Consider the following 21,758-nt stretch of genomic DNA (forward strand, 5'->3'; position numbering starts at 1 on the left):
ATAATCCCTCATCTACTAGTGTAATTTCATGCTAGGCATATCTGTCTTATTTTGGTCTTCTTCAAGATATTCTCTTTTATCAAATCCTAATCTACCCGCAATCATACTTGCCGGCCACATACGAATCATACGATTCAGTTTTGTAACAGAATCATTGTAAATAAGTCGACTGTTTCTAACCATATTTTCATACTGATTTACAGAATCCATGGCTTTTGCATAATTTTGATTTGCTTTTAAATCAGGATACCGCTCCGCCAAAACATTAATCTGCCCCAATGCTTTTGTAAACGCCTGCTCTTGCGCATTAATTTCTGCAGCAGTAGACTGCGCATTAATTCCCGTTCTTCTGGCATTAATCGTCTGTAACAAAGTCTGCGCTTCATGAGCATCATAGCTTTGCGTCAGTTCTGCAAGGGCCGTCAGCGCATCAAATCTGCTTGACATCTGTACGCCAATCTGGCTTTTCGCATTATTAATATTCTCATCCAATCTCACAAGCGTTCTTTGCGTAGAAATAATCCATCCTGCAAGAATAATTACAATTACAACAATTACAATGATTCCAATTATAAATCCCATACTACTCCTCTACTTTCTTTTCTAGCGTTTAATCGTTATCATCACTATCAAACTATAGTCATATACATAATACTTTTTTCCCGAGAAAAAATCAACAAAAACTAGTACATTTTCCCCACTTCTATTGTTCATAAGTATCTAAAAAGTGATGTTTTACCCCATCTTTCTTGTATGCAAGCAAGGTATCAACACTTACATTCTCTGATGATTTAAAAATATTCTTTTCAATTATTGGATTTTTGGCTGCAAGCGAAGCAATCAATTGCTTTACCTCATGGCGTTTTGATCCTGCTTCATCCGCAGCTCCCAGCTTATTTTTTTCGGAAACTTTGCATGCACAATCACAAAAACATAAGTCATTTCCATTCTTCCATCTGATAATATCCGCCTCTCGAATCAAATACATCGGACGAATCAGCTCCATCCCTTCAAAGTTCGTACTATGAAGTTTCGGCCTCATACTTTGCATCTGCCCCCCATAAAGCATCCCCATAACGATAGTTTCAATAACATCATCAAAATGATGCCCCAGCGCAATCTTATCTTGATCTTGAATCATTTCATATTTATTAATTGCTTTCGTAAATCTTCTCCAGATTTCCTTACGATAGGTCTTAATAATACTTCTTTCAATCTCCTTTGTTCTTTCTATATTCAAGAAAAAAACCTCTTACTTTCCTATTTCATAAATTATAAGATAGCATCTTTTCATTTAAATCTCAACCTTGACGTTTACAACATTTCCCGTTATGTGATATGATAAGAAAGTACTAAATCGGAGGTGAGAAGTTTATGTCTGACGAAAAAAAAATAGAATTTGTTGACGCCAGAACTCCAATCAAGCAATGCGAAGAATGTGGGCGGGCCATGCCAATTGATTATCCGCATAACATCTGTCCTACATGCAAAGAAAATTCGCTTTTTCGAGAGGTTCGTGAATTTATACGTGCCAATGATGTAAATGAATACCAGGTTGCTGATAAATTTAATTTACCGGTCGAACAAGTCAAGAATTGGATTCGCAACGGACGCATTGAATACAAACAATTAGGCGAGAAAAACCTAATGGGCGGTAATTATTGTGCACGATGCGGCGCTTCTGTTTCTTTCGGAACACTATGTCCTAAATGCCTGCGTCTTATGAACAATCAAAAGAAGGGCGTTGCAATCCAAAAACCGTCTGACTCAGATAATAGCAAAATGCGTTTCTTAGATAACTAAAAAATAGTTTGACGACTACAGGAAAAATGCCCCATCGCAAAGCGATTGGGGCATTCATTATTCATTTCCTTCTAGTCAAGACTCGCTCGCGAGTCTTGCGCGCCGGATTCGTGTCTGCTTCAGCAGACAAATTCCTGTCCGAATCCGTGCGCATCCTCGCGGAGCGTTTAACTCAGTCGGAGCTTGTACTCCGACTGAGTTAACCGATTACATCAGTTGCAATTCGATTCATTGGAATCTCACGTTCTTCAAACGTTTCCGTTGTTTCTCCAAATGCAGTTGCACCCACCGGAACAAAACCATCTGGAAGATTCAATTTTGCAACAAGAGCAGGATTCTGATTTAATGCAGCTACAGCTCCATAAATATCAACACTTCCAAGTCCAAGATCAATTGCAGCAAGAGCCATATTATGAATAATCATTGCTGCATTTGCATAATGTACATTATTATTTCCCTGTGCATCTAACTGTGTTGAAACCACAATCAGTACCGGTGCTCCATACAACGGATGTTTTGAAGGATCTCCAAAGAACTTCGCTGCCGCCTGATCGATTTCATCTAGTAACGCACGATCCTTAATTACCGTCAAGTGTATCGTATCGTACTTTGCCATTCCAACCGGTGCTGCCTGCGCTGCAAAGAGCACCTCCTGAATCTGCTCATCCGTCACCTTACCGGTATAACTTCTTACGGATTTTCTAATCTGAAATATTTTTTTTGTTTCCATTGCCAAATACCTCCTACTTTATCTTTAAACTCCAATCGGTTTTCTACCGCAACACTGCTTATACTTCTTTCCACTTCCACATGGACACGGATCGTTTGGATAGATTTTAGCCTCTGCACGTTTCTTTGGTCCCTTTGCAACACTTTCTTCTTTATTTGTTCCGGTTACTTTCGCTACCTCTTCACGCTCTACCTTCTGCTCCACACGAACATGGAATAAAAGCCTTACCGTATCTTCCTGAATTGCTCCGGTCATTGCATCAAACATATCAAATCCTTGTATCTTGTATTCTACAACAGGATCTCTTTGTCCGTATGCCTGAAGGCCGATTCCTTGACGTAGCTGATCCATATCATCAATATGATCCATCCACTTACGATCAATCACTTTAAGAAGTACCACTCGTTCAAGTTCACGAACAGCCTCTTCTTCAGGGAATTCAGCTTCTTTTGCCTCATATGCTTTTACAGCCTGTTCTTTTAACATCTGCTTTAATTGACTTACATTCTTAACATCACGAACGGACTCTTGGGTTACCGGCGCAAGCGGAATGATTGGATCAATAAGCATATTCAATTCTTTCAAATCCCAATCCGCCTTCTCAAGCTCTCCCGAAATACAACGATCTACGCTATCTTCTACCGTATCCGTTATCATCTTGAAAATAACGTCTCGCATGCTCTCCCCATCTAACACCTTACGACGCTCAGCATAAATAATCTCTCTTTGATCATTCATTACCTGGTCATATTCAAGAAGATTCTTTCTAATTCCAAAATTATTACCTTCAATCTTCTTTTGTGCTTTTTCTATGGCACTTGTGAGCATCTTATGTTCAATCTGCTCTCCTTCCGGAACCCCGAGGGCATTAAACATCGTAACAAGCTTTTCTGAGCCAAAAAGACGCATCAAATCATCTTCCAGCGAAATATAGAATCTGGATTCTCCCGGGTCACCTTGTCGACCTGCACGACCGCGCAACTGATTATCAATACGACGTGATTCATGACGCTCCGTGCCGATAATCTTAAGTCCGCCCATATCAATCACTTCCTGCGGAAGCTTAATATCCGTACCACGACCTGCCATATTCGTTGCAATCGTAACTGCTCCAACAGCTCCGGCATCTGCTACAATCTGCGCTTCCTGCTCATGGAATTTCGCATTCAATACATTGTGTGGTATTCCCTCTCTTTTAAGCATTGCACTTAAAAGCTCAGAAGTTTCGATTGTAATGGTACCAACCAAAACCGGTTGCCCTTTCTTATGAGCATTTATAATTTCCATAACCACGGCATTGAATTTTTCTTTTTTCGTCTTATATACAGCATCCTCAAGGTCTTTACGAAGAATTGGTTTATTCGTTGGAATCTCGATAACATCCATTCCATAAATATCACGAAATTCCTGTTCTTCTGTGAGCGCTGTACCTGTCATACCAGACTTCTTTTGGTATTTATTAAAGAAATTCTGAAATGTAATATTTGCAAGTGTCTTACTTTCTCGCTTTACTTTTACATGTTCTTTAGCTTCAATAGCCTGATGAAGTCCATCCGAATAACGACGTCCTGGCATGATACGTCCGGTAAATTCATCAACGATTAAAATTTCATCATCCTTCACAACATAGTCCTGATCTTTAAACATCAGGTTATGTGCACGCAGTGCAAGAATAATATTGTGCTGAATTTCCAGATTCTCCGGATCTGCAAGGTTATCAATCTTAAAGAATCGCTCTACCTTCTTCACACCTTCTTGCGTCAGATTCACGACCTTGTCTTTCTCACTTACAATAAAGTCTCCGGTCTCTTCTTGTTCAATTCCCATGATTGCATCCATCTTGGAAAACTCCGGCATATCTTCACCACGAACAAGCTGCTTAGCCAAAATATCACAGGCTTCATACAACTTGGTAGACTTTCCACTCTGTCCGGATATAATAAGCGGCGTTCTTGCCTCATCAATCAACACCGAGTCAACCTCATCGATGATTGCATAGAACAGTTCTCGTTGCACGAGCTGCTCCTTGTAAATAACCATATTATCTCTTAGATAATCAAATCCCAATTCATTATTCGTAACATAGGTAATATCACAATTATATGCTTCGCGTCTTTCTTCCGGTTCCATATCATTAAGAACGACACCAACCTTCAGACCAAGAAACTCATGAATCTGTCCCATCCACTCAGCATCACGCTTTGCCAGGTAATCATTGACCGTCACAATATGAACACCCTTTCCTGCAAGCGCATTCAGATATGCCGGAAGAGTCGACACAAGCGTCTTACCTTCACCGGTCTTCATCTCCGCGATTCTTCCCTGATGAAGAACAATTCCGCCAATTAGCTGCACGCGAAAATGTTCCATATTAAGCACTCTTTTACCGGCTTCTCTTACTGTAGCAAATGCTTCCGGAAGCAAATCATCTAAGCTCTCTCCATCCGCATAACGCTTCTTATACTCTTGCGTCTTTGCTCGAAGCTCCTCATCAGAAAGTTCCTGCATCTTCGGTCGTAATGCTTCAATCTTATCTACAATTGGTTTTACGCGCTTAAGTTCTCTCTGACTGTGAGTTCCGAATATTTTATCTGCCAAACCCATTATTATTTCCTCATTCCCCCGACTTTTACTTTACGGCCGGGAAATCTTTCTTACATTATTTTTATCTTACACATTGAAATATTTTACCATTTTTACGTAATGGAAACAATACATCAAGCAATGAAGGTTTTATGAACAATTTGTTAAGCATCCTTTTTGTTAAAGTTCATCTTATCTTTCAAATTGTTTACATAATTCAGACACTTTGTGATATATCTTATTTTTTTCTATTTTCTTATTGACTTTTCGTCAATAGAGTGATAATATTTAATCAACAAAAAGATAACAGTTTTTCGAAAGGAAGGTACGGACCACCAGAAATAGTAATTTTTAAGTAACTATTTTTTTATCACCATCCATAAAAACATTAGTATTTGAGATTTGATAAGGAACCAAAGACACGAGTAAATATAAGAGTTGATTCGTATAGGGAAATCATAATTGTCAGGGTAAACAAAAACAGGTTTTGGGTACTGATTAGAAAAAGGACGGATGAAGAAAGAATGAGGTACATAGTCCAATGGATTTAGGACAAAGCGACTGAAAGCCATCGCATTTACCAGGTTAGGTGCGGTGGCTTTCATATTGTTTTACCACCACTATTCTTAATCTTCACATACTTTTCATATAGTAAACATGAATCATTCATGCTCCATAGATATGATATTGTTATCAAATATATATATCAAAGGAGATCATTGAAATGAGACGGAAAAAATTATTAGCACTTGGAATCTGTGCAATGCTCGGAGCAGCTGCCTTAACCGGCTGTTCATCTACCACAACACAAACCAGCACCAGCGAAGCGACTGAGAGTACAACAAGCAGCACAGATGAAGCAACCGGAGAACAAATAACCGGTCAAATTACAGAAATTGATGGTAATACCATCACCATAGCCTTAATCGAAACACCTTCCGGAAAAGGTGGCGGCGAAAAGCCTTCCGAAGACTCTTCTTCCGATTCCTCTTCGGATTCTTCTTCATCCGAAGATAGTGCTCCATCCGGTGAAGCACCTTCCGGTGAAAAGCCTTCTGATGATTCTTCGGATTCATCCGATAGTCAGCAGCCAGAAAAAGGTGAAATGGAAGTCACCCTAACCGGAGAAACACAGACTATCGAAGTCACAGATGATGTAACAATCCAGATTAGTTCTGATGGAGAAAATACCGAAGGTTCCGTATCCGATCTGGCCGTTGACGATATTATCACCGTAACCATGGATGGAGATACCGTTGTATCCATTACCGAAGGTATGGGCGGCAACAGCAGAGGCGGACAAAAGCCGGAAAACGCAGCGGATTCTTCCACCGAAACCGACTCAACCACTTCTGACTCAGAAGAATAAAAAGACACAGGGGTCTGATGCATATTGCACCAGACCCCTGTGTCTTTTATACTGCATGACCTTTTTCTTTAATCACAGCAATAACTTCGTCTACATACTTTTCACAGATTTCTTGCGTTCCCGCTTCAACCATCACTCGAATAACAGGCTCTGTTCCACTCTCTCTTACAAGAATACGTCCATCGTCACCAAGTTTTTTTGCAACTGCCTCAACAGAAGCTTTCACATCCGGATCATTTTGCGCTTCTGGCTTAGAATGCACACGTACATTCTTTAGCACTTGCGGATAAATAACAACCGGCGAAGTCAATTTACTAAGTGGCATCTTTTTCTCAATTACAACTTCCATTAACTTAATGGCCGTCAAGATACCATCGCCTGTGGTTGCATATTTGCTGAAAATAATATGTCCCGATTGCTCACCACCAATACGATGACCGTTATTCACCATACTTTCATAGACATACTTATCTCCAACTTTCGTCTTATCATAATCAATCCCGGCCTCATCAAAAGCTTTATACAATCCAAAGTTCGACATAACCGTCGTAACTACCGTATTATTAATGAGCTTGCCACGGTCTTTTAAATACATTCCATATACATACAAAATAAGATCGCCGTTCACGACATCTCCATTTTCATCAACTGCAATACACCGATCGGCATCCCCATCAAAAGCAAATCCTATATCAAGATGCTCCGCCTTCACAAGTGCCTGTAATTTCTCGATATGCGTAGAACCACAATCCATGTTGATATTGGTTCCATCCGGCGAATTATTAATCACATAAGTCTTAGCACCTAGTGCGTCAAATACATTTTTAGCAAGCATCCATGCGCTTCCATTTGCACAGTCTAGTCCCACTCTCATATTCTTATAAGAACGGGTAGCAAGTGAAATTAAATACCCCGTATAACGATTACGACCCGCAGCATAATCTACCGTACGTCCGATATCTCCTCGTGTAGCAAGGGGAAGTTCCGGAACATCTCCATCAAGATACTCTTCAATCTTAAGGATTGTCTCTTCATCCATCTTCTCGCCTTTACCATTAATCAACTTAATTCCGTTGTCATAAAATGGATTATGACTCGCAGAAATCATAATTCCACAATCAAAATCATCGGTTCTAACTACGTATGACACACTTGGTGTTGTCGTTACATGAAGAAGATAGGCATCCGCTCCGGACGCAGTAATTCCGGCAGAAAGTGCATACTCAAACATGTAGCTTGAACGTCTCGTATCCTTACCGATTACGACTGTACACTTCTCTCCTTCCGGCTTATCTTTTCCATAGTACCAACCAATAAAACGACCAACTTTATATGCATGATCTACCGTCAAACTTACATTGGCTTCGCCTCGAAATCCATCAGTGCCAAAGTATTTTCCCATAACATTGATCCTCCAATCGCTTTTAAACTAGACTCAGTATAGCACATCCCCCACTTTTATGTTATATTTTTTATCATGAGTAATAAAAGAATTATGTTTAAAAAAGGAATGAAAGACGGCATGCCGGTGTGTATCGGTTATCTTGCAGTCTCCTTTACACTTGGGATTGTTGCTCGCAAGGCCGGGATCTCACCTGTTCCGGCAACCATCATGAGTCTTACCAATCTTACAAGTGCCGGAGAATTTGCAGCAATTTCGCTGATTGCCGGTGGTGCCGCTTATATCGAGCTTGCCCTGACACAGCTTATCATCAACCTTAGATACATGCTGATGTCCTGTGCATTATCACAAAAAGTAGACCCCAATCTGCCACTTCGCCATCGCCTCTTGATTGGCGTTGGTATTACCGATGAAATCTTCGGTCTTGCAATAACCAGACAAGACCTTTTATCCCCTAGTTATTTCTATGGGATTATGGCAGTTGCGGTTCCCGGCTGGACCCTTGGAACCGCTTTTGGCGCTTACCTTGGAGGACTTTTGCCAACTTCTGTGCTTACGGCACTTTCCGTTGCCTTATATGGAATGTTTATTTCCATCATTATTCCGGCCGCCAAGGAGAACAAAATCATTTTGGGATTGGAAATTATTTCTATGGGCGCAAGTTATGCATTTTCTGTTATTCCAGGACTAAAAAGTCTCTCAGAAGGACTTCGCATAACGATTCTGACAGCTGCTATTGCCGGTATTGCTGCTGTGATGTTCCCACGAAAGGAGGAACCGGAAGATGCATGATATTATTATTTACATTGCTGTCATGGCGGGCGTCACCTACCTGATTCGTGTTCTTCCGCTCACTTTGATTCGGCGAAAGATTACCAATGTAACGCTTCGCTCCTTTTTGTATTATGTACCATATGTTACCTTGTCGGTTATGACATTTCCGGCAATCCTAAAAGCAACCGGAAACACCTATTCCGGGCTGGCCGCTTTGGTTGTCTGTGTCATTCTCGCATGGCGTGGTCTCAGTCTTTCTATTGTGGCTTTAAGTGCTTGTGTTGCAGTATTTGTACTTAATTTGATTTTGCTATAACGATTCATCAAATTATCACAAATAATTGTTAGACTTATATCGCTTAGCACCGTTAGAACACACAATTACATATTTGACTAATTAGGAGGAAAACATTTTGAAAAAAAAATACTTACTGCTGACACTGATTGTTCCATTTGTCGTTACCGGTTGTTCCACTTCTGAATCTTCATCCGTCTCAGATGTCGAGATCTCCGATGATGCGATTGTAACCGAAGATGGCGCTGTCGTTCTTGGTGATTATAGTTCTTTAGAAGGCACAAAAGAAATCACGACCGTAACGGATGACGACATAGAAAGTGAGATTGAAAGCACGCTTGCCGATGAAGCGCAATATACGGATGTCACTCGTGCTATCAAAACCGGAGACTATGTCACCTTATATATGACCGCCACAATCGACGGCGATGAATTATACGAATTCACACAAGAGGATGGCGGCTATGAAGTTGTTGCCGGAGACGAATCCTTCGGTTCTGAAATTGACGATAAATTAATCGGTTCAAAGGTTGGCGACGAATTCTCTATCACCGTAACTTATGATGATGACTTTGACGATTCTGACCTGGCCGGCAATACTGTCGATTATCAGATTGAAATCGGCGCAGTTCAAGAAGAAGAGATTCCGGAGCTGACAGATGAGTATGTAAAAGAGAATTTTGGTTATGACACCGTTGACGAATACAAAGAGTCGGTTCGCGAATCCCTCGAAGAATCCAACGAAGCCAACAGTGTATATTCACTTGGTATCGATCTTATTTCTCAGGTTACGGAAGCTTCTACCATCGAATATTATTCGGATGAGCTTTACGAAGAACAAGAAGAACTTGTCAACTCTAATTATGAAAGCTACATGGAACTGTTTGGCGCATCCTCTGTAGAGGAAATCTATGAAATGTTTGATATGACACAAGATGACGTCGATCAGGAAATTATGGATTCCGTTTATACAATTATTGTTGTAAATGCAATTGCTCAAGTTGAAGGTATTGAGATCTCTGAGGACGACTTTGATACGGAGGCGCAGGCACTCGCTGAATCGTGGGATTATGAATCGCTTGAAGATTTAGAGGCAGATTATACGGAAGATGAAATTATGTATTACCTTCTTAAAAATCGTGTTATTGATTTATTAATCAGCAACGCAACGGTCACTGAAGTTGAAGCTTCCGATGACGAAGAAGAATAAGATTCACTTCTTAAGCTAAAATAAAAATTGCTATCCTCTCTTAGATAGGATAGCAATTTTTTTATCGTTCATAGCCGGCTAAAGCAACTTTTCTTCTTTTAAAAGCGTATACAAAGTCGGCTCTAAAGAAAACATTCTCATCAGTTCTTCTACTTCTGATAGCACTTCTCTTTTGTGCTGCTTTGTCAGATTACTTTTCGCTGCACGGATTAAAATATTCTTTGGAGTATGCGTAAAATCAACAAACTCAAGAACCTGCGTTTTATAGCCACATGCCTGAAGCAAATTGGCACGTATTGCATCCGTATATAAAGCAGCCGTTCTTTCCTTTATCAAACCATATCTCTCCACAATTCCAAGACTTTCACTGTGAAGCTGACCATTCAACTCATGCTGACAACAAGGAACGCTAATCACATTTTCAGCACCCCAACGAATAGCATGAAACATCGCATAATCTGTAGCCGTGTCACAGGCATGAAGCGTAATCACAAGATCTACCGGTTCTTCTTTTTCATAAGTACTTATATCTCCTACTTGAAAATGTAGATGCTCATAGCCATACTTTTTCGCTGTCGCATTGCATTTTGCAATCACATCTTTCTTAAGATCGAGCCCCACCATGGAAACCTCCATCTCAAGAATCGTTGTCAGATAATAATACACTACAAAAGTCAAATAGGATTTGCCGCACCCAAAATCAACAATATTCCATCTCTTATTCGGAGATTTTCGAACCAGCTCATCAATAAATTGCAAAAACTTATTAATCTGACGGTATTTGTCATACATACTCTGTACAACCTTACCTTCTTTTGTAAAGATTCCCATATCAACCAGCGCCTCAACGCGTGTTCCCTCCGGTATGAGATAATTCTTCTTTCGATTCGGCTCATTCACTTTAACTGCACCTACTGCTGCACTTTTTCCATATAATATGGTTCCCTTTTTCGTAATTTTTACACGATACTCTGTCTGTTTTGACCATGCATGAAGCTGCTGCAGCCCCTCTTCCATCAATTGCAGACACACCTGAGCACCGCTCATACATCCGACGGTCTCATGAAAGGCTTGTTTTTGTGTGAATTTTTCAATAAAATATCCATCCTCTTGTCTTGTCAAAGTTACCTTGCGATATTCACTCCCTTTAGGATTACTTAGGGTCACTTTTTGAATATCTTGTTCAAATATATTTTTCAACCGTTCATATAATTCACTCATTTTCTTCCATCCATTTCTCAAGCTTATATGCTCTTTGTTCCCAGGTATGCACCTTTTTTATCTTATCGTTTCCTACCTCCACAGCTTCATCGAGCCTGGCTGGATTTTGAAGAAGTTCCCCGGCTTTTTTCACCATCTCCTCTAGATAATCTAACCGGTAATAGAAAATTCCTTCGCCCTCTTTTAATTCTTCTTTCAAATACTTACTTTCATCGCTAAGAATTGCCGTATGATTTAAAATAGAATTAAATATCCTATCATGCGCTCCATCCTTAAACCACGGCAGTACGTTGAGACATAAACGATAATCATACATCGCCTTCATGCAGGTCACAGAATCCGTCTGTGGCATTATTGTAAAGCAAGACTTCTTCACACCTTCAAGTTCTTCCCAGCCTTTTCCAATCACACACACCGGGACATCTTCTCGCGTAAGTGCCTTTATAGCTTCTCCCCGATAATAGTTTCTTACATACATATCCACAAAGATTGTTTTGTGCATTGCTGCCTTAAATTCATCATCCAAAAAATCGCCCATTTCTCTCTTACACGCATCCCACACCACATCTTCAACCGTTCTTTTTGGATGCTTCAAAAGTTCTTCTATCATCTTCCTGTAAAAGACAGCATACTCCTCATTAATGCCCTGAATATACGGTTCAAAAAAAGAAAGCCGTGTATAATTTCCGGCAAACAATACCGCTTCTTTTCGTTCTTTTGCCGGACGAGCCCCAAGTTTTAAGTCATTTCCGGCAAGGGGCAGGAAATACTTTCCATCATATTGCGAATAATATTTCTGAAAATACAGGCGATGATTTCGATCGATACTGATATGATGATACCGTTTGGGCAGATCGCATAAGCGATCATGATAATAATACGGATGATCCACTGCAATATTGTAGCAATCTACTTTATACTCATCCCATAGATAGCCGGATTGCCTATCATACAACCCGTCTTCTTTTTCAAGACCTTCAAAATTAAAAGTAATAAGCACACTTTCCTGCGTCTTTAAATATTTCTTTAATTTTTTTACCTGTCCGGCAGCATCTGACAATGAAAACAAAAACACCGGATAACCTTGTCGCTGAAACGCTGTAGCCAGCTGTCTCGAAAAGTAATCCAGTGTTTCTACGCCGCCTTGCATAAATACAAGTTTCTTCATACTCACACCTAATAACGTGCTTTTTTTCTTTTATACAATTCCTTATCCGCCATCATAATGCCGCTTTGAATTTCCATCACGTCTACTTCCGGCGAAATTCCATACGTAATACTGATTTTTTCTTTTTTCAAATCCATACCAAGCAACTGTTCAAACGAAGCAACAATCTCATCACAAATCGATGTAAGCTCTGATATTGTATGATTTTGAACAATACATAAGAACTCATCTCCGCCATAGCGAAAGAATGCCCGGTCCATACGTTCATATCTTTCTAGGATTTCACCAAGATTTTCAAGAATCTGATCACCAAGGTCATGTCCCCATCTGTCATTTACTTTCTTAAAATAATCTACATCGAGCATAACACAACGGCAAGTACCGTTAAGCTGCTCAATATATTTTTGCATTCCAAAGCGATTGCGCACACCGGTCAAATAATCTCTGGCAGCTACTTTCTTAAGATTATCCAGCTTATAATTTCCCATTATGGCATTTCTGCGAAACTGCTGTTCCCACACAACAACTGCACCGCCAAGAATATAGACACCAATACTTGCAACAAACATAATAAACGCACTTATATCATATACAATTCCATGCGTGACATCATGATCCCATGGCAAAAATGTAAAGGATGCAAAACCACCGCACAATACGACCAACATGGTAGTAAGTCCGATTTTATGGTTTCCATAAATAAAAGTCATGATGATTGCTAATATTCCCAGACCATAAACACTAGGAAATACCGCATGATACAGGCTAATAAGCACACACATAACTGCTAACAGAACCGATAACAGGTAGTTTAGCTTCCATCCTTGCCGGTTCAGCTTCTTCATTCCAAAATAGGCAATCAAATCAATGATTAGATACGAGCTTCCCGGAACCAAAAGATATCTAATAATATACCTTTCCAAATGAGAAATCATATCAGATTTAACTAAAAGCAGCAGACTTACCAATACTTCACAGATTATAATGCAGACCGAAACAAGCAAAAGCATGTTAAAATGAATTTTTCGCCACTTAGCTTCTATCTCTCGTTCTGACTTTCTGATATATTCATTTAATTCTTCACTTTGTTCTACTTCAACTTCATCATTTGCTAAAAAAAACATAGCTCTCATCCTTCAGACTACCGCTGTAGCCAATTGCGTTCATATTCTTCAATACTCACCGGTGGCGAATAATAATACCCCTGAATATAATCACAATCCATTTTTTCCAACGCCACAACCTGTTCCTCACGCTCGATTCCTTCTGCCACAACTTCCAATCCCATGTGCTTAAATACAGTCATGATATCTTCTAAAAATTTCGTCCGTTGTGTCTGTTCCGGAAATCCATCATCAAACAGGCATTTATCCATCTTAACCAAATCAAATGGCAACTGAATCAGTGCATTAAAGTTCGAATAATCTTTTCCAAAATCATCCATCGAACACCCGCATCCATATTCATGGATGCGCGAAAGCACTTCTTCAACCTGCGCAAAATTCGTATATGCAACGCTCTCCGTAAGTTCTAGTTCAAGGTATGGGCACGCCTTAGTATTCCTTTCTAAGATATCAAAATACCGGTCCCATATATCGTTATGTACAAACACTTCCTTCGAAACATTACAAGATACGATTGGCGGTGTAATCCCCCGTTCTAGCCATTCATTAATCTTCTCTACAGTCTGTTCAAACAAATTAAGATCGACTCTTCCAATCTTATGTGCCCTTTCAAAAATTGGAACAAATGCTCCCGGAGTCAGAAAGCCTCTTGTCGGATGCTGCCAGCGAACCAACGCTTCTGCCCTTGTAGCCCTCTTATTCTCCATGCAGACCTTAGGTTGTAAATAAACCTTAAACTGTCCTTGTTCGATTGCATCATCAAGATCTTTTTCCAGGTCTTTTTCTTCTAGTAGATTCTCACGGCACTCTTCTGTGAAAATATAAGTATCTACATCCTCCCAATACTGCGCTCTTGGATTTTTATATGCCATCATCACAGCATCCATCAAATCCTCATAAGATATATCCGTTTTCTCTCCTATCGGATAAATTGCATGAACCGGCTTCACTTCCACTATCGGAAATCTTGAAGCAAGTTCTTCTCCCACATGAGCATATTCCTCACTTATAAACGAATGCACTGCATCAAGATTATCTGCGTTAAGAAATACTATAAAACGTCCAGCTCCTGTATAAGCAACCATTTCCACAATATGTTTATGTTCAATTGTATGCTCATAAAAAACCCGCATCATTTTATCTGACAACTCATGTCCAATACTTTGGCTCAACACAGAAATTCCCGGAATCTCAAGCATCATAAAGAACCGATTTTTCTTCTTCATATCCTTCATATGATCCTTAAAATACTGCTCCGTATGAGCTCCTGTCGACTTATCCACCCAAACCATCTGCTGCAATCGTTTCATTTCAGCATTTTCCTGGAATTCTTTTGCACTATCCCCGATTACAACAACCATTAAATAAACAATATATACAATCACATAGATTCTTGTTACATTCGTCGCAACAAGTTCATTAATATATCGCGTTGATAGTGTCACAATCATTCCAACCAAAAGAATCGTTGCGCCGATTAAGATACGTAGCATTTTACCGGTACGTTTTTGCCGGTATTTACGCCAGCAAAATACAAAACCGATAATCATCGAAATAAATATATATATTCTGTCTATCGTCCTTGATTGTGATACTTCCACAACTCCCGTCACAAGCAACGCAAGAATTACAAACTTCTCTGCCAAATAAACAGCTGTCAGCCTGGAAAACAGCGGTGCAAACTGTTGGCCCTTTTCTTTGACTTCATACCCATAATAGGCCATCCCCAAAGGATATAACATCACATACGCAAAATATGAAAAATAATATTTTGCCATTGGTGAATCTTGCGTAAATTGGAAAAATGCAGATTCTCCATAAATCCATAATCCAAATGCCAATGCAAAGAATGCGAGATTCAAAAACACTCCCACATAAAAATCTATCTTTTTATATTTTAAAACGAACAAATATACCAGCATTAAGCCAAAAAGCGCAATACAAACATTCACTGCCACACTTGCAAATATCGATTCTCTCCACAACGCTATATAAACGCTTGAGCAATCTCCCACCTTGAAAAGGCTCATTGTCAGTTTCTGTGTCTTTTCAGTCTGGTTATAAAACTCCCAACGAAGATAGTGCCCTTGCTCAATCCCTTCACAGCTGATTTGCTGCCAGATTGAACCAAACTCGTCTCCAAATACGGCTGTATCTTCTTCCGTCTGATACAATATCCGATCGTCCTTAGAGCCCTTCTCTGTATCGCTTTCATATACCGTAACTTCTAATGAAGGATTATAAAAGACAATCGTATCATCATTATCATAGTCATCTTCCACTTTTCTTGTGAATGACCACGTTTCTCCTTGTGCAATACTGTATGTTGCAGCCGTATCTTGTACAATTTCTTCTTTGTAAACAGTCCATCCTTCTTGTCCCAATTCCTGACATGACTGATATTCAATTTTAAAATTACTATCATGAGATATTACCGATGCTACCAACATTATTACAATCATAGCACCAAGCAGTATCAATATCGGTAATCTTAGTTTATGTTCTTTTAAATTCATAGCCTTTCACTCGTATGTTTATGAATAACAATTATTTATCGCTGAACTCTGTTTAGATATTTCCCCCAGGTAACAACAACCTCTTTTTGTTTCATCACAATCTCATATGTCGTAGAGGCTAGTGGATCTTGATCTGATGAATCAGAAAACTCAATCCGCATATGCAAACCTTGACTGTCTTTTCGCACTTCAAATAAATATGCTCCGGCACTTTCCTTTAACATCTGCCCCATCTGTTCACTAGTCAGCAAAGTATCCGGCACTTCTTCAATCAAACGATCGTCAGCATCATAATAGCGATATCCTTCCTTAACTGCAGACACTTCCTCCACTCCTAGCACCTTCAACGTAGCAATATCCGCATAGCTTTCCGTAAACTGTGTGTTTTGTGAATTCTGTGGTCGTACAATCAAAGCTTCAACTTGAAATTGAAAACCTTCCGCTGTCTGCTGCATCTTTAAAATACGGCAGTCTTCAAATGAAAATTGCTCAATTTCGTCTACACTGCAGTATGACATAACAAATCGTTCCTTTCTTTAGTCGTATTGGTTGATTATATCATAACAAACTTAAACAATTCAATATCGAACACAAAACTTGGTAACAAAAAAGGAGCTGGCGTACTCATTCCTTAGTACGCCAGACCCCTGCATTTTCTATTCTTTATTCGAGTCTAATCATCACTCTACATCACTCTAACTCGAAACTTCCTGTATAGAGCTGATAATATGTCCCCTTTTGTGCAATCAGTTCATCATGGTCACCACGTTCAATAATGTTACCATGATCAAGAACCATAATCGCCTCAGAGTTACGAACCGTAGAAAGTCTATGCGCGATTACAAAGACCGTCCTGCCCTTCATGAGATTGTCCATTCCTTCCTGAACAAGAGCTTCCGTTCGGGTATCAATTGATGAAGTCGCTTCATCAAGAATCATAGCCGGCGGATCTGCCACTGCCGCTCTGGCAATAGAAATCAGCTGCCGTTGACCTTGAGATAAGCTAGCTCCATTACCGGTTAGCATGGTGTTGTAGCCATCCGGAAGTCTGGTGATAAAGCTATCTGCATTTGCAAGTTTTGCTGCTGCAATACATTCTTCATCTGTAGCATCCAATTTACCATAACGAATGTTGTCCATAACCGTTCCGGTAAAGAGATTCACTTCCTGAAGTACAATTCCTAGTGAACGACGAAGATCCGGCTTGCGGATAGTCTTGATGTCAATTCCATCATAGGTAATTATGCCGCTTTGAATATCATAAAAACGGTTAATCAGGTTTGTAATAGTAGTCTTACCTGCACCGGTTGCTCCAACAAAGGCAATCTTTTGTCCAGGCTTGGCAAACAGTGAGATGTTGTGAAGAATCTGCTTCTCCTCAGTATACCCAAAGTCCACATCCTTCATGCGAATGTCGCCTTGCATCTTGCGATAGACCTCTTCACCTTCTTTGGCATTAGGGTTCTTCCATGCCCAGGTTCCTGTCTTCGCATCCGTCTCTTCCAGTGTTCCGTCTTCATACTCCTTAACACGAACTAAGGTGACATAACCTTCGTCAAACTCCGGTTCTTCATCCATAAGCTCAAAGATACGACCTACACCTGCGATACCCATGGCAACCATGGATACCTGAACAGAAATCTGCATCAAAGTCTGAGACATCTGTCTTGCCATACCGAGGAAGGAAACTACCACACCGATTGTCAGCACGCCAACACCTGCTAACGAAACATTCGTAGCACCGGCAAAAACCATAATTGCACCAACAAGCGCAACCAACACATACATAATATTTCCGACATTATTTAAGACCGGCATTAATACATTACCAAACTTAAATGCTTTATCCCCGTCCTCGAAAAGCTGCTGGTTGATTTTGGCAAACTCCTTCTTACTTTCCTCTTCATGACAAAACACCTTAATCACGCGAGCACCAGACATCATTTCCTCGACAAATCCTTCTTCTTTTGCCAAAGATCTTTGTTGTGCCATCATATATTTAGAACTAGCGCCTCCAATGCGCTTGGTAATAAACATCATCAAAGCCAGAAATACAACCACAATAATCGTCAGCCAAAAACTATAGCGAAGCATAATGACAAAAAGCAAGATAATTGTAAGACCAGACTGAATCATCATCGGGATACTTTGAGAAATCATCTGTCTTACCGCATCAACGTCATTGGTATAAGTACTCATGACATCGCCATGTGCATGAGTATCAAAATAGCGAATCGGGAGTGTCTGCATCTTGTCAAACATTGCCGTACGAAATTCTTTCAATGTGCCTTGCGTAACACGCGCCATGATACGACTGTATGTAGCAGCCGCAATGATACCAATCACGTAAATAACGCCCATGGTAAACATGATTTTAGTAAACACCGGCAGTACACTCGACCATCCATTAGAAAGTCCAGGTGTAATACACTGATCAATCAGCCTTTGAATAAATATAGATGCAATAGAAGACGAAAGCGATGTCAAAACGATACAGACAATCACCACAATCATCCTGCCCATATTATGTGCAAATAAAAACTTTGCGAAGCGAGCGACGGTTCCCTTTTTTATTCCAGTATCAATCTTCTTAGCCATCTTAGCCCACCTCCTGACTCTTAGTCTGCGAATCATAGACACTTCGATAAATACCACCAAATTCCAATAATTCCTGATGATTTCCTATCTCGGCAATCTTACCATCTTCCATAACAAGAATACGATCCGCATCTTCCACAGAAGAAATTCTTTGCGCAATGATAATCTTTGTCGTATCCGGAATCTCATCACGCATCGCACGTCGTATCAAGGCATCCGTCTTCGTATCGACTGCAGATGTCGAATCATCCATAATCAGAATCTTTGGCTTTTTCAAAAGCGCGCGAGCAATACAAAGACGCTGCTTTTGTCCACCGGATACATTCGTTCCGCCTTGTTCAATATACGTATCATATTTTCTAGGGAATTGCTGCACGAACTCATCCGCCTGCGCCAATTGACAAGCATGAATGATTTCTTCTTCTGTTGCATCTTTATTTCCCCATCTTAGGTTCTCGGTAATGGTTCCGGAAAACAATACATTCTTTTGAAGCACAACCGATACTGCATCACGAAGCGTATTAAGATCATATTCCCTAACATCAACGCCTCCGACCTTTACGCTGCCTTCTGTTGTATCATATAATCTTGAAATCAACTGAATCAACGTTGTTTTTGCAGAACCGGTACCCCCAATAATACCAATGGTCTCGCCCGATTTAATATGAAGATTAATTTCACTAAGTGCTGCTTTCTTGCTTTTCTTCGAATATCTAAATGAGACATTCTCAAAGTCTACACTTCCGTCCGCAACATCCGTAACACCATTCTTTGGAGACTTTAGTTCACTGACGTTGGTAAGAACCTGTGCAATACGTTCCATGGATTCAGACGCAATAGAAACCAAAACAAATACAAAAGAAAGCATCATGCATGACGCTAAAATCTGCACACCATAGGTCATCAAAGACGACAAATCTCCGGTCGTCAATAATGTCTGATTCGAACTAACAATCAGCTGTGCACCTCTAAAGCATACAAACCAGATTGCCGCGAAAATACATAAAATCATAATAGGATTATTGAACGCCAAGATTCTCTCTGCATGCGTAAATTCCTTACGCACGTCTTCTGCGGCTGTTCCAAATTTCTTGATTTCATAGCCTTCACGAACAAATGATTTTACCACTCGGATTGCAGAAACATTTTCTTCTACCGAATTGTTAAGTGCATCGTATTTCTTAAATATGCGCTTAAAAATCGGCATTACAACCATTGCAATACCAAACAATGAAAAAAGCAATATCGGCAACAAAATCAGGAAAATGAGTGCCATACGCGGATTGATTCCAAAACTCATAGCTACAGAGAAAACTATCATAAGCGGCGTTCTAACCGCAACACGAATCGTCATCTGATAAGCGTTCTGAACATTTGTAACATCGGTTGTCATACGAGTAATCAACGAGGATGACGAGAACCGATCAATATCTGCAAAATCAAACGATAAAATCTTCTCATACATGTCATGACGCAGATTCTTAGCAAATCCACAAGATGCCGTCGCCGCCTCTCGTCCCGAAAATGCACCAAACACCAATGAAATCACAGCAAAGATAAGTAGCGCTATACCACTTTGTACGATCGGCTTTAATGCATCTGCGGTCATTAAATTAATTAAATGAGCCATCACAAGCGGAATAACACATTCCATTGCCACCTCAACAACCATATATACCATAGTTAATATGGTAGGCTTTTTGTACTCTCTAAGGCTCTTAAGCAAAATTTTAATAACTTTCATGTAAACTACCTCTTTTTGAAAATAATTCCCCTATTTGAAACTGTACCTCATTGTAGCACAGCATTCTTAAAATGTCTTTATGTATTTAAGATAGGCCGAGAATGCAGAAGGAATCGCATATTCTCTTTGTATCGTAGCGAATTCTACCATTAAAAGTTCTTTTGGCAAATGGGTTGATTCTGCAACTGACACCACATACCCCTTCATATGCCATTCAATATGAGAAAATATATGTTTGGCATCTTCTACCTTTTTGATATGAAGCGGTTCAAATCCCAGCCTTTCCACATATTCTATAATTTCTCTTCTACCAGGCTGACCTTCCATTGCCGGAAGTTCATATAACCCTGCAAGCAGTCCTGTCTTTGGTCTTTTTTGAATAAGCACGTGATCTCCATCACGAATAATTAGAACCGTCTTTTTTTCAATCTTCCTTTTCGCTTTCTTTGGCTTATTTGGATATTCTAACTGTGTACCGGCTTTTCGAGACTCACACATAAGCTCCCAGGGACACTCTTCGCAATGAGGACGACCATTTGGTACGCACACCATTGCCCCAAGATCCATAAGAGCCTGATTATAATCACCCGGTGCATCCTCAGGAATCACTTCCCTCAGTGCCTTCTCTACTCGTTTTCGAAATGCCGGCTTGCTGATATCGCTATCATCCGCGCACACACGCGTAATGACACGAAACACATTGCCGTCCACCGCCGGCTGCGGGTATTGATATGCAATAGATGAAATGGCTCCTGCCGTATAACTGCCAATTCCCTTAAGCTGTAACAGCTCCTTAGGACTTGATGGAATAATCCCGTTATAATCTTCCATCACCTGTCTTGCTGCCGCCTGCAGATTTCTGACACGATTGTAATAGCCTAATCCTTCCCATAGTTTTAGCAGCTCATCCTCCGGGCACTCACTAAGTGCCTTAACATCAGGAAGGCATTTTAAAAAGCGATCATAATATCCTTTGACCGCTTCTACCCGGGTCTGCTGAAGCATGATTTCCGACACCCATACATGATATGGTGTCGGCTCATCTCTCCAAGGCAAAGACCTGGCATGTGCATGAAACCACTTTAAAAGCGGCGTTGTTAGTTTTGTTAAATTATAATCTTCAATATATTGTTCCATATGATTCTAAATTGTAACCGCCTAATCCGGTAGTGTCAATTCGTCCCCCATAACACGGGGTGGCAAAAAGCGGCGTTTTGGTTT

General features: G+C 40.2%; 18 protein-coding genes. 5 read left to right on the top strand and 13 right to left on the bottom strand.

What is annotated here, in order from left to right; all coding sequences use genetic code 11:
- Nucleotides 1–15: 15 nt before the first annotated feature.
- On the bottom strand, nt 16–582 hold the full coding sequence (locus BLS20_RS06690; RefSeq protein WP_090173536.1) for a LemA family protein: 567 nt from the start codon (nt 580–582) through the stop codon (nt 16–18).
- Between the two features lie 121 nt (nt 583–703).
- Complete coding sequence (locus BLS20_RS06695) at nt 704–1,240, bottom strand: PP-loop family protein (protein WP_341443194.1); 537 nt, start codon at nt 1,238–1,240, stop codon at nt 704–706.
- Between the two features lie 134 nt (nt 1,241–1,374).
- Between BLS20_RS06695 and BLS20_RS06700 the strand changes: the two genes are divergently transcribed.
- Complete coding sequence (locus tag BLS20_RS06700; RefSeq protein ID WP_090173538.1) at nt 1,375–1,803, top strand: hypothetical protein; 429 nt, start codon at nt 1,375–1,377, stop codon at nt 1,801–1,803.
- A gap of 199 nt (nt 1,804–2,002) precedes the next feature.
- On the opposite strand, the gene BLS20_RS06705 is transcribed toward BLS20_RS06700, so the two are convergent.
- Both BLS20_RS06705 and secA read right to left on the bottom strand, forming a co-directional pair.
- Nucleotides 2,003–2,533 (bottom strand): nitroreductase family protein, encoded by a 531-nt coding sequence (locus tag BLS20_RS06705; RefSeq protein ID WP_090173540.1) that lies wholly within the window; start codon nt 2,531–2,533, stop codon nt 2,003–2,005.
- Between the two features lie 24 nt (nt 2,534–2,557).
- On the bottom strand, nt 2,558–5,137 hold the full coding sequence (secA, locus tag BLS20_RS06710; RefSeq protein ID WP_090173542.1) for a preprotein translocase subunit SecA: 2,580 nt from the start codon (nt 5,135–5,137) through the stop codon (nt 2,558–2,560).
- A gap of 703 nt (nt 5,138–5,840) precedes the next feature.
- Between secA and BLS20_RS06715 the strand changes: the two genes are divergently transcribed.
- Nucleotides 5,841–6,485 carry a hypothetical protein gene (locus BLS20_RS06715; RefSeq protein WP_090173545.1) on the top strand — a complete coding sequence of 215 codons (645 nt, stop codon included), beginning with the start codon at nt 5,841–5,843 and terminating at the stop codon, nt 6,483–6,485.
- A gap of 46 nt (nt 6,486–6,531) precedes the next feature.
- Here the strand turns inward: BLS20_RS06715 and glmM are convergent, their stop codons facing one another.
- Nucleotides 6,532–7,887, bottom strand: a complete 1,356-nt coding sequence (glmM, locus tag BLS20_RS06720) for a phosphoglucosamine mutase (RefSeq protein ID WP_090173547.1) — start codon at nt 7,885–7,887, stop codon at nt 6,532–6,534.
- Nucleotides 7,888–7,962: 75 nt separating this feature from the next.
- Here glmM and BLS20_RS06725 point away from each other — a divergent pair, with 75 nt between their 5' ends.
- The 3 genes from BLS20_RS06725 to BLS20_RS06735 all read left to right on the top strand — a co-directional run bounded on the left by BLS20_RS06725 (nt 7,963) and on the right by BLS20_RS06735 (nt 10,166).
- A complete protein-coding gene (locus tag BLS20_RS06725) occupies nt 7,963–8,679 on the top strand; it encodes an AzlC family ABC transporter permease (RefSeq protein WP_090173549.1) in 717 nt (238 codons plus the stop codon).
- Entirely contained in the window at nt 8,672–8,977 is a 306-nt protein-coding gene (locus BLS20_RS06730) for an AzlD domain-containing protein (protein WP_090173551.1), read from the top strand. The genes BLS20_RS06725 and BLS20_RS06730 overlap by 8 nt, the downstream gene beginning before the upstream one ends.
- A gap of 97 nt (nt 8,978–9,074) precedes the next feature.
- Complete coding sequence (locus BLS20_RS06735; RefSeq protein WP_090173553.1) at nt 9,075–10,166, top strand: FKBP-type peptidyl-prolyl cis-trans isomerase; 1,092 nt, start codon at nt 9,075–9,077, stop codon at nt 10,164–10,166.
- A 78-nt stretch (nt 10,167–10,244) separates the two neighbouring features.
- Here BLS20_RS06735 and BLS20_RS06740 read toward each other — a convergent pair whose 3' ends face one another.
- The 8 genes from BLS20_RS06740 to mutY all read right to left on the bottom strand — a co-directional run bounded on the left by BLS20_RS06740 (nt 10,245) and on the right by mutY (nt 21,674).
- Nucleotides 10,245–11,387: a class I SAM-dependent methyltransferase gene (locus BLS20_RS06740; RefSeq protein WP_090173555.1), complete on the bottom strand. Its 1,143-nt coding sequence runs from the start codon at nt 11,385–11,387 to the stop codon at nt 10,245–10,247.
- Nucleotides 11,380–12,555 carry a glycosyltransferase gene (locus BLS20_RS06745; RefSeq protein WP_090173557.1) on the bottom strand — a complete coding sequence of 392 codons (1,176 nt, stop codon included), beginning with the start codon at nt 12,553–12,555 and terminating at the stop codon, nt 11,380–11,382. Before BLS20_RS06745 ends, BLS20_RS06740 begins: the two co-directional genes overlap by 8 nt.
- Before the next feature lie 8 nt (nt 12,556–12,563).
- A complete protein-coding gene (locus tag BLS20_RS06750) occupies nt 12,564–13,679 on the bottom strand; it encodes a GGDEF domain-containing protein (protein WP_176762323.1) in 1,116 nt (371 codons plus the stop codon).
- Between the two features lie 17 nt (nt 13,680–13,696).
- On the bottom strand, nt 13,697–16,195 hold the full coding sequence (locus tag BLS20_RS06755; protein WP_090173560.1) for an EAL domain-containing protein: 2,499 nt from the start codon (nt 16,193–16,195) through the stop codon (nt 13,697–13,699).
- A gap of 35 nt (nt 16,196–16,230) precedes the next feature.
- The gene (locus BLS20_RS06760) at nt 16,231–16,713 is read right to left on the bottom strand and encodes a hypothetical protein (protein ID WP_090173561.1); all 483 of its coding nucleotides are present in this window, start codon (nt 16,711–16,713) and stop codon (nt 16,231–16,233) included.
- 172 nt (nt 16,714–16,885) lie between these two features.
- Nucleotides 16,886–18,793, bottom strand: coding sequence for an ABC transporter ATP-binding protein (locus BLS20_RS06765; protein WP_207645154.1), 1,908 nt, complete (start codon nt 18,791–18,793; stop codon nt 16,886–16,888).
- 1 nt (nt 18,794) lies between these two features.
- On the bottom strand, nt 18,795–20,537 hold the full coding sequence (locus tag BLS20_RS06770) for an ABC transporter ATP-binding protein (protein ID WP_090173565.1): 1,743 nt from the start codon (nt 20,535–20,537) through the stop codon (nt 18,795–18,797).
- A gap of 66 nt (nt 20,538–20,603) precedes the next feature.
- On the bottom strand, nt 20,604–21,674 hold the full coding sequence (gene mutY / locus BLS20_RS06775; RefSeq protein WP_090173568.1) for an A/G-specific adenine glycosylase: 1,071 nt from the start codon (nt 21,672–21,674) through the stop codon (nt 20,604–20,606).
- Nucleotides 21,675–21,758: the final 84 nt, after the last annotated feature.

Source organism: Eubacterium oxidoreducens (assembly GCF_900104415.1).
GTDB lineage: Bacteria > Bacillota > Clostridia > Lachnospirales > Lachnospiraceae > Eubacterium_C > Eubacterium_C oxidoreducens.